The sequence below is a fragment of the Paenibacillus sp. NMA1017 genome (assembly GCF_058895805.1).
On the sequence record NZ_JBZXYR010000016.1, the window covers coordinates 21221 to 36411 of the forward strand.

At 45.5% G+C, this 15191-nt stretch carries 8 protein-coding genes; all 8 read right to left on the reverse strand.

Going from position 1 to position 15191, the window contains the following annotated elements; all coding sequences use genetic code 11:
- Nucleotides 1-104: 104 nt before the first annotated feature.
- Complete coding sequence (locus AC5ELV_RS24400) at nt 105-530, reverse strand: MaoC family dehydratase (RefSeq protein WP_493432226.1); 426 nt, start codon at nt 528-530, stop codon at nt 105-107.
- Between the two features lie 773 nt (nt 531-1303).
- Entirely contained in the window at nt 1304-5305 is a 4002-nt protein-coding gene (locus tag AC5ELV_RS24405) for a GH32 C-terminal domain-containing protein (protein WP_493432227.1), read from the reverse strand.
- A gap of 190 nt (nt 5306-5495) precedes the next feature.
- Nucleotides 5496-7769: a GH32 C-terminal domain-containing protein gene (locus AC5ELV_RS24410; protein WP_493432228.1), complete on the reverse strand. Its 2274-nt coding sequence runs from the start codon at nt 7767-7769 to the stop codon at nt 5496-5498.
- Complete coding sequence (locus AC5ELV_RS24415; protein ID WP_493432229.1) at nt 7766-10234, reverse strand: PfkB family carbohydrate kinase; 2469 nt, start codon at nt 10232-10234, stop codon at nt 7766-7768. Before AC5ELV_RS24415 ends, AC5ELV_RS24410 begins: the two co-directional genes overlap by 4 nt.
- A gap of 25 nt (nt 10235-10259) precedes the next feature.
- A complete protein-coding gene (locus AC5ELV_RS24420; RefSeq protein ID WP_493432230.1) occupies nt 10260-11888 on the reverse strand; it encodes an ABC transporter substrate-binding protein in 1629 nt (542 codons plus the stop codon).
- A 126-nt stretch (nt 11889-12014) separates the two neighbouring features.
- Nucleotides 12015-12911: a carbohydrate ABC transporter permease gene (locus AC5ELV_RS24425; RefSeq protein WP_103048545.1), complete on the reverse strand. Its 897-nt coding sequence runs from the start codon at nt 12909-12911 to the stop codon at nt 12015-12017.
- 13 nt (nt 12912-12924) lie between these two features.
- Complete coding sequence (locus AC5ELV_RS24430) at nt 12925-13878, reverse strand: ABC transporter permease (RefSeq protein WP_307345057.1); 954 nt, start codon at nt 13876-13878, stop codon at nt 12925-12927.
- A 308-nt stretch (nt 13879-14186) separates the two neighbouring features.
- On the reverse strand, nt 14187-15155 hold the full coding sequence (locus AC5ELV_RS24435; RefSeq protein WP_493432231.1) for a LacI family DNA-binding transcriptional regulator: 969 nt from the start codon (nt 15153-15155) through the stop codon (nt 14187-14189).
- Nucleotides 15156-15191 lie beyond the last annotated feature (36 nt).

Below are 15191 nucleotides of genomic sequence, written 5' to 3' on the forward strand. Positions count from 1 at the left end.
ATAACACGATTTGCATGTAACTGGCGGATATCCCCATCTTCGTTTATAGCTGCTGCTAACGGCGATGGTTTTCCTGGAGATATGAAGGAACTAGCGATTAAAACCTACTTCTTGACCAGGACAGTTAAATTCCCCTCAAAAACGAGTTCTTCTTTAAGATTGAAAGTCGAGAACTTCACAGTAACCAGTCCTGTTTCGTTTTTCTTTTCTTTGACTTCGATTACTTCAACCATGTTATGTAATACATCGCCAGGATACACGGGTTTAATAAATCGGATATTATCGAATGCCGTCCCGGCAATGACATCTTCACCATAACTTCCCGTTTCAATCCAAAGTTTAAATGACACTGCCAAGGTTTGAATCCCCGAAGCGATAATACCCTTGAATCTTCCCTCTTTCGCTTTACTTTCGTCCAAATGCATATATTGCGGATCGTACTCGGCTGCAAAGGTCATAATATCCTCTTTGGTTATTTCCATGGACTTTGTTTTAAAGGTTTGTCCAATATGAAAATCATTAAATTTCATTAATTTAGCTCCTTTTTAAAAATGATATGTCAGCTTTTTTCCTAATTGACTACAATTATAATACTTGATATTAGTACTTGATACCAGAATTGAATAAACATGCTCGATTAAGTACCCGACTTACTCAGATTGGGAACACTTCAAACAAACCAGGCGATTTCCTCCTAAATGAACTTTGGGAGGAAATCGCCAAATCATAGAATGGCGCTGTATTAATATTTTCGTAAGGTTACTCACTCCTCATGTCAAACTCCGTATGGAAATCTTCTACTCCTTAACTGCTCCACAATGCCTTTTATAAAAAACTCTTAAAGTAATGGATAGAGCAACAAGATGGGCAAAGCATTTGCACGACATTTAAAGACAAGAAATTAAATTTCACTGACTCTTCCGTGTTCTTGAAATCAATATTCGGCATCGCAATAACTGACTTTAAAAACGTGCTAAGCGGTACATTATCAGGTTTCATGTAGAGTTAGAAGTCATTATTTCTTTATTAATGTGCGCTCACCAAGCTATAATCCCTTGGCTCCGCCAAGGGATTATAGGCTTTTATTGTTTATTTATTTTAATCCCAGAGTTATAAAGCACGTCATTTGCTACACCGAATCATTAAATTAAATACATTTTTATCTCCCATCCAAATAAATTGATTCAGCTTCGTTTTACAAGTACCTGCCGTTCTCCTTTGCCATTTCAAATGACAAGCTGCTCTGACTATTCGGTTTGCTTGGAGTGACTGCAGGACTCACGGAGCGTCCTGGATGACAAGGTCAGTTGTTGGTCTTCGTCTTTACCTGAACAGGTACGTTGAAATCATCGACGTTAATATGTCCAAACCCGCCGTTGGAGTGGTCAACCACCTTAATGTAAAGCTCCTCGCCGATATATTCCGACGCATCCCAAATCTTCCGTTGATATTCTTCATAATTGGTCGCTGTCTCTTTAAATAATTCTTTGCCGTCCGACGTCCGAACCAGCGCAACATACAGATGGTCTATATCCCGGCCACCGCTGATAAGGAAGTTGATCTTACCGTTCCCACCAAGGACGAAATTTTGAGATCTTAGCGCTCCGGTTAAGCTGTCGCCGCCGGCTTGCTCATTGAAGCCCCACAAATGGTAGCCGCCCGGAATTTTATGCGACGGGTTGAAGTAAATGTTGTCCCAGAAGAACTGGGTATTGGTCACATGGACATTCTGGAAGGCGTCTCCTTCCGTTATCCACCCTGTTAAGTCGCCCGTAGCAAAGTCATGGTTAGGCAGATCCGTAATATTTGTATACACGGAGTTATCCCAGTTATCGGGTACATAGACCGGAGCAGCCGGTTTACCCGTTAAGGCATTCATATCCCATACTTGCATGGATTTGACAGTGATATCGCTATCGGCCCAGATCTGCAAGCCCAAGGAGTCGAATCTGCCTACATAGACACGAGTTGTCAGCTTTTTCTTGTAATTTGCAAAAGCTTCAACGACCGAGCGATCGAGAAAGACATGAAGTCTCAGGTTCTCTCCGTCAAGATCTACATATCCTCCTTGAATGCCGTCCACACGCACATCCGGATCAATGCTGCTCTTGGTTCGATCCACATTAAACGTCCCGTTCTTCTTGTCGTAGTAAATGAGCGTCTCTTCTTGCCCTTTTTCCGAACGTCGCACCTTGAGACCGAATTTCTGGGCCTCACGCGGATCAATCTCCATCACAATCTCTAGCATGTCGCCTTTGACATTTTGGATCAATTGATTGGCGCTCTTCAAATCTTTGTCCGAAAAATCAACCCATTTTTTCCCTCGAAGGCTCTGCAGTTCTTTAATCGGTTCGATATGCAATTTATCATGCTTATCGAGTCTTAGGGAAACCGGCAAGGATAAATTATGAGCCCATCCGGATTGATATTCGGCTTGCGGTGTTCTTACATTTTGCACCATGGAGAATACGACCGTTCTTCCGTCTGGTGTGACCTGACCGCTTTCTGCGGTTAAATAGCCATCACCTACATCCATTTTGGAGGGTGCCTCCTGATCAGGAATAAATTTAAAGTTATCCCGGTCCCAGGTCCCGATCCAGTAAAAGACCTCAACATCTCTTTGCACATCGTTCGTTGGAGGAACATGCTCCGGCTTTTCATGGGGATTAATCATGAAAATATATTTTTGCTTGCCCGTACTATCCGTGCCTAAAGGCAATAACACTGGTAGCTCCCATACCGTACCCAACTCCGGATAACGGCTTCTGTCACTAACGTATAATGGCCCCTTATATTCCCAATTGTACATATCGTCGGATACATACACCAAAGCTGTGCCGCTGCTGAAGTCTGGAAGACCAGATGTCACTAACTGATACCACTTGTCCACCTCTTTGTCGTACCATACAAACGGATCGCGGAACTCGTTATGGATGCCCTTACCGTTCTGCTCCGTTACTGGTTTAGGATATTTCACCCATTTTTCCAAATAGGGATCGGACAAATCCGCCGGAGTTGCCAGTCCTGTTCTTTGGTTCGGCGACAAGGAGTCGTTGCCAGCGGTATAGAACAGAACGGGATTGCCGTTTCGATCATACGCTGCACTGCCTGACCACGTGCCGTCCGGATCTAGAGTGCCCGCTTCGGGCGCAAGAGCAGGTCTTACATTTTCCCAGTTCACCAAATCGTCACTCACCCAATGCCCCCAGTGGATTTGATGCCAAAATGGACCTTGCGGGTTATGTTGATAAAATAAATGGTATTTGCCGTTATAATAAATCGGTGCATGTGCTTCATTCATCCAGTTTTGCGGAGCCATCACGTGGTACTGGGGACGGTGCTGATCTCCGTCAAACACACTTGGATCCTCATCAATGTCCGCATTCGGAATTTTCGGAATCGAACCTCCATGAAGCGCCTTCACGCTCTCATATCCAGCAAGTATCTCCTGGTTCGTAAGGGCTTTATTATGCAGCTTTACTTCATCTAGGAGTCCGCTGAACATATTGAAGGAGAACAAACCTGCCAACTCTACAGGTTTATTATTTTTACCGATGATCAGGCTTTCGGTAGATGGTGTGATCGGAACGTTGACGGGGGTTGCTTGGGAAGCCACTTCCTCACCGTTTAGATATAACTTAATCTTTCCATCTTCTTTACTGAAAGTAGCGGCCACATAATTCCACTTATATTTTTCCAACGGGTGATCCTTTACCCATACTTGAATCCACTGGCCGCCAATGCCTACTTGCATCGACCATGTACCGTGCCGATACATTCCAAGAGAAAAGCCTTCCGCTTTATCCTGATCGGATTGGTTTACGATCGCAGACAGCTTGTTTCCGTCTCCCCATTCATAGCTACGCGGTGCAACCCAAGCTTCGATGGTTAACGCGTCGCTTACAGGCACAGTATCGTTTGCATTGACCTCAATATAATTCGAGTATCCATCGAACAATAAGGCGCCGCCTTTTATTCCGCGCGGAGTCCATCTCGGATCCTTCGATGCCATATACCTGGCGTTGTTAAATACATAGTTCACATCGTGCTTAAGATTGTGTACTTTCTCCAACGCTTTCTTTCCTGCGCCTTCATCAAGGTTTAAGTAGAAAATAGTACCCCTACCACTTGCTTGGAAACTATCAACGGCAATGTTGGCTTCATTGGAATGATCGACAACCTTTACATAGAGCTTTTTGTTGTAGTGTTCTTGCACTTTCCATGAGATTTTCTCGTTCGCGCTGACATTCCCGGTTTTCATAAGCAATGTGTTGCTGTTCGCATCGTAAAGTGCAACATATGCGTTTTCTGGTTTGAGGATATCCAAAATAGTAAAGTTAATTGTTCCGGTTCCCTGAAGCGTGAAAGTATTGGAGATGATGGAGCCCGTTCCTTGCACCGAGGATTTGGCATAGAAGTTCCCTTCTTTGCTCGCATGAGCTTCATCAGTCACTTCAAAAGCATCTCCCTCAACCGTCCAGCCATCGAGATTTCCGGTTTCAAAGCTTGGATTATCGATTTCATAGCGCTTGAATTCCGGCTTGATATCCGTCGCAACAATTCCTTCAGCTGGCTCCGACTCATGGTACATGGAGAATGCGTCCGCAAAAATGACTCCCCAATCCGAGGTTGCATTATCGACGACCTCCACATACAGTTTCTTGCCCAAATATGTGGAAAGATCCGCCTTGTATTGCACCATATTGGCAAGCCGCATGCCCAGCGCGGGATATGGGAAGCCAACGTCGGCGAATGCGCTATTTCCGTATCGGGCAATAACTTGTCCCGTATCGACTTCCACAATATTTATAAATACCTTGTCTGGGTTCTTCGCACCGCCAAGCCTGAAGCTGATCCAGCCGCTGCCGCCCAGCTCGAAAGTGCTTGAATGAAGTATACCTGTCGCAGATTCGTCATACTTCCAGCCGTTTAAATGATAAGCTCCTTCCTGGTTATACGGTATTTTTTCCGCCCACCAAGTCGTTTCATCAGTTACGCTATTCGGACCGAACGCATCGCCTTTGACAACGGTCCATCCCGTCAAATCTCCTGTTTCAAATCCAGGATTCCGGATTTGATAGACTGAATCCGTAACTGACAATCCCATGTCATTCTTAGGAATATTCTTGATTTGATAAATCGCATCCGTAACCGATGATCTCACATCATTCTTAGGAATGAGCGTTTCTCCAGCAACAGCTCTATTTTCGGATGCGCCAGAGATTCCCGGAACAACAAGCTGGAGAACCATAGCCCATATAACCATTCCCAATATCCAACATTTTCTTCCTTTGGCTTTCCTCATTCTCGAGCCTCCTTCGAAACTTGTTATACTTGCGAACATCAATACCTCATTTCGAAATGCTCTCCTTGTACAAAGTTGAATAGTCATGAAGAAGGGAGAATATGAATGAAACGTTTCCAAACGCAGGGATGCAAAGTTACTTGATCATTTGTGTATGACCCCATTTGTAAGGAGCGCCTAAACAATCGTCTTACCAAATGGACTGCATATCCCATATTTCCAGGGATTTAACAAATGGTTCTCCATCTCCCCAAATCTTGAGCCCCAAAGCATCCATACGGCTCGGGTACACCCGGGTTGTCAGGCTTTTCAATCCGTTTGCATAAGTTTCAACCATGGAGCGGTCCAAATAAATGTGAAGCTTCAGATTCTCCCCGAGTAGCTCCAGCTTACCGCCCTGAACCCCTCTGCACTTTTCTCCCGGATGCAGCGTCGTTTTCGAGCGGTCGACCATGAGCATCGCTTGATTCCAATCATAATACAGCAGAGTTTCTTCCTCACCGTCCGGCGTACAACGAACCTTGATTCCTAATTTTTTGGCGCTACCGGGCTCCAATTCCAATTGAATCTCAAGCATGTCGCCATGTACATCCCTGAGCCGTACATTAGTTTCAGCCAATGACTGATCCCGAAGCGATAGCCGCTTGGAGCCACGCAGCGATTGAAGCTCCTGAATCGGCTCTATTCCCAGCCGTCCGTCATCCCTCAAATATACACTTAACGGCAAGCCTCCGTTATGAGCCCAGCCCGACTTATACTCCATCTCGGACGTCCGGTCGCCTTGTGCTATCGTAAAGATGATATTTCTGCCGGTCTTCGGATCAACCATTCCGCTTGGCCCGGTAAAATGAAAATCCCCGACGTCAATCAATTGAGGCTCTTCTTGATCGGGGATGAACGAAAGATTTTGCTTGTCAAGTTGCCCGATCCAATAGAACACCTCGACATCCGCCTCTTTCCCCACAGGGCTGACAAGCAGGAGATGTTTGTTCACCCCCTGCTTGTCACTGCCAAGGGGAAGAAGAACAGGGAGCTCCCAGATGGGGCCAAGGTAAGGAAATTTCTGAATATCTGCTTCAAAAAAAGGCCCCTTATACGTCCAATTCAACATATCCTGTGATGCAAATGCCAGTGCTGCTCCGCCTTCGGTTCCGGACCCGACCAGAGCATACCAGCCGTCATCGTCCTTCCAGACGAACGGATCCCGGAAATCCCCAAATGCGCCCATTCCCTTCTTCTGTACGATCAACGGCTCTGGATGTTTGACCCAGTGAACCAGATCTGGGTTTCCGTCAAGGGTATAGGTGCTTCGGGCAAGCGCCACGCTCTGATTCGGAGAAGCGCTGTCATTACCTGCCGTAAAGAACAAGACAGGCAGGCCGTCAGCATCATAGGTTGCGCTTCCCGACCAGATCCCGTCCGGTGCGAGCTGATCCTTTTCGGGCGCCAGGGCCACGGGTAGATCACGCCAATGCACCAAATCCTGACTTACCCAATGTCCCCAATGGATCTGATGAAAGAACGGACCCTGCGGGTTATGCTGATAGAACAAATGATATTGCCCGTCAAAATAGATCGGTGCATGGGGTTCGTTCATCCAATGGGCCGGCGGGCTAACATGATATAGCGGTCTGTGTCGATCAAAGAGCAGTGGCTTCCGGTCGAGCTTGATCTCATCATAGTTTAATTGCGGCCGGACTCCTTCATGGTAGGTATTCAGCACATACCGATAAGAAGCAGCCACTTCCTCCCCGCTCAGTGCCTGATTATAAATCTTGAGTTCATCGATGATACCACTAAACATGTGCAGACTGAACACTTCTGCCAGCAGGCTACTATGGTTATTCTTGCCGATTAGAAGATCCGTGTCCGCCGCCTCAGCCAGGCGGGAACCGCGAGGCAAGGCAGCCGAAGCAATTTCACTGCCGTTCAAATACAGCTTGATTTCGCCTTCGTTCCCATCGAACACAGCATTCACGTATGACCATTCATTCTTGGGCAGTTCATGGCCGTCCGGCGACCAAAGTTCCTTCCACCCCCCTCCTTCCAGCCCGACTTGGAAGGACCAGGAACCGTGACGGAACATGCCGAGCAGATAACCCTGCTTGCGATCCAGGTTGTAGCGGTTCACAATGGCGGACAATTTGCCATCATCACCCCATTCATAGGAACGAGGGGCTACCCATAATCCTATGCTTAGCGCTGATCGATATTTTGGCTCGGTGTTCTGATTTCCCTCATCGAACGAATGCGCAATGTAAGTCGAATAACCATCGAACAGGAGCCCATTTCCAATTACCCCCTGTCTCCATGATGGAGGGCAAGGTTTAGTAAATTCCGCTCGGTTAAATACGTATTGGATATTATCCTGGACTTGGGATACGCTCTCCAGAGCGCTTGTACCGGTTCCTTCATTGAAGGCCCAATACATGATCAATCCCTGATTATCGGTTGTAAGGCTCATACTTCAACCCTCCTTGATGTCTGCTCCGTTGGGCCATTGGGAATATGAATGGAGTTAAGGGCATGCATATGAAACGAGTTCAGTACAACTTCCCCTGATTTCACACTTATCTCAATACGATCCATCGGAGCATCAGGGAATATTTGATCCGTCAGTGCAACCAACCCCTCATTCGCGTACACTTCAACCGCGTTGCGATCCAGCCAGATATGCAGCATGATCTTTCCATTCTCCGGAACCATTCTAGCACCGTGCTTGCACGCAAACGACGGGTGGAAGTCAGTCAGGCCCGATTTCGAACGGTCAATGAATAGCCATTGGCGCACAGGGTCATATCCGATAATAGTTTCACTTTGCCCAGAGGACTTCATTTTGATATAAACCTCGTCCCCGGAACAAATGTCGATATCCGCTTCAATCTTAAGCAGAACATCAGCAATTTTTTGCGTAAACGGCACCGCTGGCGTAACCTTGACCTCATTCCAGCAGAGCGTTCCTTTTCGCAGACGCTCTATTTCCCGAACAGGCATTTGGGTCAGAACTATACCCTCGTCTCGGCTGGTTAATGACAAGACGCGAGGCAGAGTCATTGCGCCTCTCCAGGCACCGGTTGGCGTTTGGTTGGCATATTTCCAGTTGCTCATCCATCCGATGATCACGCGCCGTCCGTCTTGCTCAGCTATATCCGACCAAGTGACCCCCGCATAATTATCCCGGCCATAATCCAGCCAGAGGATATGATCGGCCGGATTGTCATTGATGAACGTTTTTCCGTCGAACTCTCCGATAAAGTATTGTGTGCGTGAGCCTTCCGGACAATTGGGATTATCCCCGATGCTTACGATAAGTACCCATTTGGAACGTCCGCTGTCATCAACCGGCAACTCAAAAAGATCAGGGCATTCCCAAACTCCGTCATGCGAGCCTTCACTCTTTCCGAATTCGCCTGACAACGACCATTCACGCAGATTTTCCGAACAATAAAACCGAACGTGGTCTCCCCCGACGAGAGCCATAATCCACCGCTCACTTTGCGAATGCCAGAACACTTTGGGATCCCGGAAGTCAACCAGATCTTGCTCGTCGAGTATTGGATTCCCCTCATATTTGTGCCAAGTTTGGCCTTTATCGCTGCTATAAGCTAGGCTTTGCCGCTGGCGAGGTTGTCCGGTTTCCGGACAGGTGTCTGCATGAGTGAAGAGCGCGATCAATCCATGGGAACCATCGAACAGTCCGCTGCTATTATTCCAGTCAACCACACAGCAACCGGAGAAAATAGCGCCATGCTCATCCGGGAACAGAGCGATAGGCATATGCTCCCAATGAACCAAGTCTTGGCTTACGGCATGCCCCCAGTGCATTGGCCCCCATTGATTGCTATAAGGATGGTGCTGATAAAACAGATGGTAGACTCCCTCGTAATAGACTAATCCGTTCGGATCATTCAACCAATGGGAGTGAGGTGAAAAATGAAAACCCGGTCTTAATCTATCATCATCGTGCTGTTTATTTGTTTCAACCATCTGTTTAATCTCATCCGTCGTCGGCATAGATTGAAGAGCTCCCTTCCGTGTTGTTACTAATGCACCGCCAGCATTAGCAAAAGTTAGCATGCTGATGATTTGCTGTTTGGTCAGCTGATTCAAAGAAATACCAGCATTCAGTATCTTATATAACAAGCAGCCCAGAAAAGCGTCGCCGGCTCCTGTCGTATCAATGGCCTCTACTTGAAAACCCGGCACATATCCGTCATGACCCGCTAATCGGTAATAGCAGCCTTTTTCCGCTAAAGTTACGAAGATCCCAGCGATGCCGAATTGCTGTTGCAGCTCTAGCGAGCCTTTTTCCACATCAGTTGTACCCGTTATAAAGTGGAGCTCATCTTCCGATATTTTCAGGATGTCGGCATACTTCATGCCCCAAAGGATATTCTGTTTCGCTTCCTCTTTACTCTCCCATAAAGCAAACCGGATATTCGGATCGAATGAAAGCAGGACTCCTGCCTCTTTAGCCTTCACAACTGCCGCTCTTGTTGCCGTACGGGCCGGCTCATGGGTCATCGACAAAGAACCAAAGTGCAGTGCATGGCAGTTTTCAATCCTATCGAACGGGACATCCTGCGTGCGCAAGTATGTATCCGCTCCTGGTTTCCGGTAGAAGCTGAACGATCGGTCTCCGTTTTCATCCAGATGGACAAATGCCAGCGTTGTATTGGCTTCATCTGTGAACGAAAGCGAAGACACGTCGATGCCGCCGTTCATCAAGGTATCGTGCAGCAAGGAACCGAATTGATCATCCCCAACTTTGCTAATCAACGTCGCTCTAGCTCCTAAACGGGATAGAGCAGCTGCTACGTTAGCCGGAGCCCCTCCAGGATTGCATTCAAACTGCCCGTTGCCTCCCGCTGTACGACCTGATGGCGTAAAATCTATCAATACTTCCCCAATGGTTATTACATCAAGCACAGTTTTCTCCCCACCTATCGTTTGATTATTTATTTTTTAAATTTGCATTATAACGGTCCAGCCCTTTTTGATAGATCTCCATTAATTCGTTCAGCCCCATCTTCTCGAGTGTCTTCACATAGCTGTCCCACTTTTCGTCTATCTCGCCATCGACGATGAACTTGCCTCTTTGGGTATTTACATATTTAATAAGTTCAGGCTCAATCCGATTGATTTTATCTAGTTCATCCGGTTCAAAGAAGATGCTCGGATAGTTTTCCTTTTTCATATATGGAGTGTAATATTTCTCCAAATACTCAGCACGCTTCTGAGCTCGGGGTTCCATATCAACAATTTTTCCGAAGTCATCGAAAGTAATGACGCCCGGATTTCCTGTGCCTGGAGCCACTTTTTGACGGAATTCACCTGCGGAGACTCCCTTGGGAAGCGGCAGGTTCACCAATTTTCCTTTTTCGTCCTTCTTGAATACGACATCCAACGGACCCCAATGAATTTGAGCCGCCATGTAAGGGTCATACTGTTGATCGATCCAACGCATCGTCATTGCCGGATAACGGTTCTCCTTTGTAATCACGAAGCTACCTCGTCCCGGTCCTCCGCCGTTGTTGCGGCCAATCATTTGATCTCCATTTGGGCCTTTAAGCGGGGGCAGTAGAGCATAATCCTTACTCCGCTCCGCTCCGACAACTTCTTCGACTTCCCACCAAACGTAGGAGCCGAGCGTTTCATCTGGTGTTTTGCCTTTTGCTAAATACTGAGCGGCATCCTGAGTGAACGATTCAGGGTCAATCAGCCCCTGCTTATACCAGTTATCATGGATATATTTTAATGCTTCCTTATATTGAGGTTGCGAAGCGGTAAAGATCACTTTGCCTTCGCGGACGATCCGATGTTCCAAATTATCCGGAAGACCGAAAGCTCCGAATATGCCAGCAATGTCGCTACACCACTGCATGTGCATAAAGCTTATTGGGATTTCATCGGCCTTACCATTGCCGTTCGGATCCTTCGTTTTAAAGGCGATCAAAGCTTGCGTGTATTCATCTAGCGTCTGAGGTACTTTCAGGCCCAGCTTATCGAGCCAATTTTTATTGATGACGTGAAAGAAGGGGTTGATGTCGAGGTTGTTCTCTTCCCACGATGGCAGCCCGTAGATGTGTCCATCTGGCGCTGTGATAGCTAATTTAATGTCCGGTCGACGATCGAGAAGCGCTTTCAAATTAGGCGCATATTTATCAATTAAATTCTCCAGCGGAATAATGGTTCCGTCTTTACCGTAATTGATTAGCTCGTAATCTGTGAATCCGGCTCCGTAAAAGGCATCTGGCAAATCTCCGCTGGCCAACAACAAATTTTTCTTCTCTGCAAAGTCAGTGTCTGGAATGTTCTCCCAATCAATTTTTACGTTTGTTTGTTTTTCCAGCCGCTTAAATATTTCCATTTTTGAGTAATCTGGCGCTAAAGCAGCTTTTGGGGATACCATCTTTAACGTTACCGCTTCTTTAACTATCGGAAGACCGGTTTTATTAAAATTCGCATCCTGATCTGGATTTACCACCTGATCTTTTGACTCACCGCCGCTTCCCGAACATCCGCTAAGCGCAAACACTCCTGCCAGCATTAGAATTCCAGCACTTTTGAATAACGGTTTCATCGTACATAACCTCCTGTTAGTTCAATCCACAAGCTGAGGACTTCCCTTGCCCTTGTTATATATTTGTCTGAATGCTGGATCTATCGATTCTGTTGCACATTCCCCCTTTCAGGCACCATGTCAATATTAGCCTTTGATCGAGCCAATCATCACGCCTTTAACAAAGTATTTTTGGAGGAAAGGATACAAAATCAGCAACGGCAGGCTGGATACCATAATGACACCATATTTGATAAGCTCTGTAACGCGCATCTTCGCTGCGTAAGATTCCACGTCTATCATCATGCCTGAGTTGGCCTGATTTTGGACGAGAATGTTGCGGAGAACCAGTTGCAACGGATACTTGTTTTCGTCGTTCAAGTAGATCAAAGCGTCAAAGAACCCATTCCAAAAGCCGACAACATGATATAGTACCATTACAGCTATAACGGACTTAGACAAAGGCAATACGATGCTCCAAAAAAATCTGGTATTGGAACAACCATCGATCGAAGCTGCCTCCCACATTTCATCCGGTATGGTCGACTGAAAAAAAGTCCTTACGATAATGACATTAAAAACCCCTCCCGCTCCAGGAATAACAAGTGCCCAGATCGTATTCAGCATGTGAAGATCTTTGATCAGCAAATAGGTTGGGATCAGCCCTCCACTAAAAAACATGGAGATCAGTAAAAACCACATAATCGCCGATTTTCCCGCCAGTCCTTTACGAGCTAACGGGTAAGCTGCACATACGGTCACGGCTACTCCGATTAATGTTCCTAGACCCGCATATAAAATCGAGTTGGCATAACCAATCCATATAGATGAATCACTGAATATCCGCCCGTATCCATCCAGCGTAAAACCCTTTGGAAAAAACCATACTTCTCCTGAGTAGATGAGATTGGGGTCACTGAGGGAAGCAATCAACACAAAATACAACGGGAATAATACAAGCAGCATAACTATGGTCAGCATGACGTAGTTGACGATGTCAAACCACATGTCTCCCTTGCTTTTTCTCTTTAATAATTGATTCAAAATGAACTCCCCCTTACCACAGGCTGGTTTCAGTCAACTTTTTGGCGATCCGGTTGACGGTGATTATCAGGATAATATTCACAACTGAATTAAACAGACCAATTGCGGTAGAAAAGCTGTATTGTGCCTTTTGAATCCCGATTTCATAAACATAGGTCGGAATGATATTGGAAGTGGCATAATTCAAATCGTTCTGCATAAGGAAAGCCTTTTCAAAACCGATGCCCATAATGTTACCGAGTGCGAGAATCAATAAGATGACGATCGTCGGCAAAATGCTTGGAATATCTACATGCATTACGCGCTTCCATTTGCTTGCTCCATCCATTATCGCGGCTTCATGCAATTCTGGATTGACCCCTGCCAGCGCAGCAAGGTAAATGATGGTAGCAAAACCTGTCTCTTGCCAAACCCCTGATAAAATATACAAAGGACGGAACCAACCTTCGTCGGCCATAAACATAATGGGGTCTCCTCCGAACAAGGTGATGATGTGATTCACGATTCCGCTGTTTGGAGACAGAAAAACATTAAGCATACCGACGAGCACTACGGTAGAAATAAAGTGTGGTGCGTAAATTACAGTTTGTACAATTTTCTTGTATCTTTTGGCCAGCATCTGATTCAACATAATCGCTATAATAATCGGAGCTGGGAAGCTAAACACAAGCGATAGAACACTGAGTGTAAGCGTATTCGTCATAATCATCCAGAAGTTATAGGAATCGAAAAAATCAATAAAGTGCTTAAAGCCTACCCACTCGCTTCCCCAGATCCCCCGACTTGGTGAAAAATCCTTAAAAGCAATTTGTATTCCATACATCGGATAGTACTTAAATACGAGATAAATAATAATGATTGGCAGCAAAAACAGATACAGTTCATAGTCACGTTTGATCTGGTTCCATATTTTGCGATTTGGCTTGATCGTGGAATGATCTAACTCGCTAGTTCTTGAATTCACCATTAAACTTCCCTTCTTGTAAAAGGATATTTTCACAATTGAAACGTTTCCAATTCATTATAAGAAAAACGTCAGTCGGTGATCCATAACATAAATCCACCGAATGAGCTGAAGTTTTTCCAAAGTCAAAAACAACCTTGCCAAAGATAACGGGAGACGATACATTTGCTGATCCAAACTTATTCCTTCGATCTTTTAACAGAGTAGTCTGATTGCCAAATGAAACGTTTCCAATTTTCTATAAGAAAAAGTCAAGTTTGCATATCCAGACTGTGATCCGACTTTACGAGCTAATATTTTTACAATTAAAATCATGTAGTTTCGCCTTGCCTGAAGATAACGGGGAGACGATACACTTGCTGATCTAAAGTTATACCTTCGATCTTTTGATACAGTAGTCTGATTGTCAGACGTGCCATCTCCTCCACTGGCTGCCTGATTGTAGACAATATAGGATGAAAATAATGATGATCCTGAATGCCGTCGTAACCGATGACCTTTACATCTTTTGGAACACGAATACCCTGCCTACCTGCTCTTTCTATATATTTGGCGGCAAACATATCGGTAATAGCGAAAATGCCGTCCACATCCTGATGCTTAGATAGAAATTCGCAAAAATAGGCTTCGTCGTCCACAATAGGATCTGGTTTCTCGTATACAACATAGTCTACACCTAATTTTTTCGCCTCATCAATGAAACCTATTCTTCGATTCATGGTTTCACTAAAAACGGAAGTTACACTTCCCATAAAAGCCGGCTTCTGGGCCCCTGCTTTAACAAGTTCCCTCAAAGCTAGACGGCCTCCCTCATAATTATCTGAGGTCACACAAGTGATTTTTTTGTTGAAATGTCTGTCAATACTTAGAATCGGAATGTCATTGCTTACGCTATTTTCTATATCATTGTAAGTAATGCCGACAATACCAGCCACTTTGTTTTGCCGTAGCATATCCAGGTAATACAGTTCCTTTTCCGGCTTGCCGCCGCTATTACATAACATAAGCTTAAAGCCTTCCCGATCCAACTCATCCTCAATGTAATAAGCCAGTTCAGAAAAAAAAGGATGCCAGATACTTGGAAGCAGCAAGGCTACCATCTTGGATTTCCTCATCTTAAAATTTCGAGCGACTTCATTAGGAAAATAATTCAGTTCTTGTATAGCTTTCTCCACTTTCCTTCGTGTATCTGGTTTTACAGAGCCCGAGTTATTAATAACGCGGGACACCGTTCCCACAGCAACACCAGCTATCTTAGCTACATCCCTAATACTTGGCATTTAACCCCCCCATCTCTCTTATGGGAATTATAATAG

Bases quoted from the DNA above. Each gene is read 5' to 3' on its own strand.
- AC5ELV_RS24430 (WP_307345057.1), bottom strand. From the start codon at position 13,878: ATGGTGAATTCAAGAACTAGCGAGTTAGATCATTCCACGATCAAGCCA.
- AC5ELV_RS24420 (WP_493432230.1), bottom strand. From the start codon at position 11,888: ATGAAACCGTTATTCAAAAGTGCTGGAATTCTAATGCTGGCAGGAGTG.
- AC5ELV_RS24435 (WP_493432231.1), bottom strand. From the start codon at position 15,155: ATGCCAAGTATTAGGGATGTAGCTAAGATAGCTGGTGTTGCTGTGGGA.
- AC5ELV_RS24410 (WP_493432228.1), bottom strand. From the start codon at position 7,769: ATGAGCCTTACAACCGATAATCAGGGATTGATCATGTATTGGGCCTTC.
- AC5ELV_RS24400 (WP_493432226.1), bottom strand. From the start codon at position 530: ATGAAATTTAATGATTTTCATATTGGACAAACCTTTAAAACAAAGTCC.
- AC5ELV_RS24405 (WP_493432227.1), bottom strand. From the start codon at position 5,305: ATGAGGAAAGCCAAAGGAAGAAAATGTTGGATATTGGGAATGGTTATA.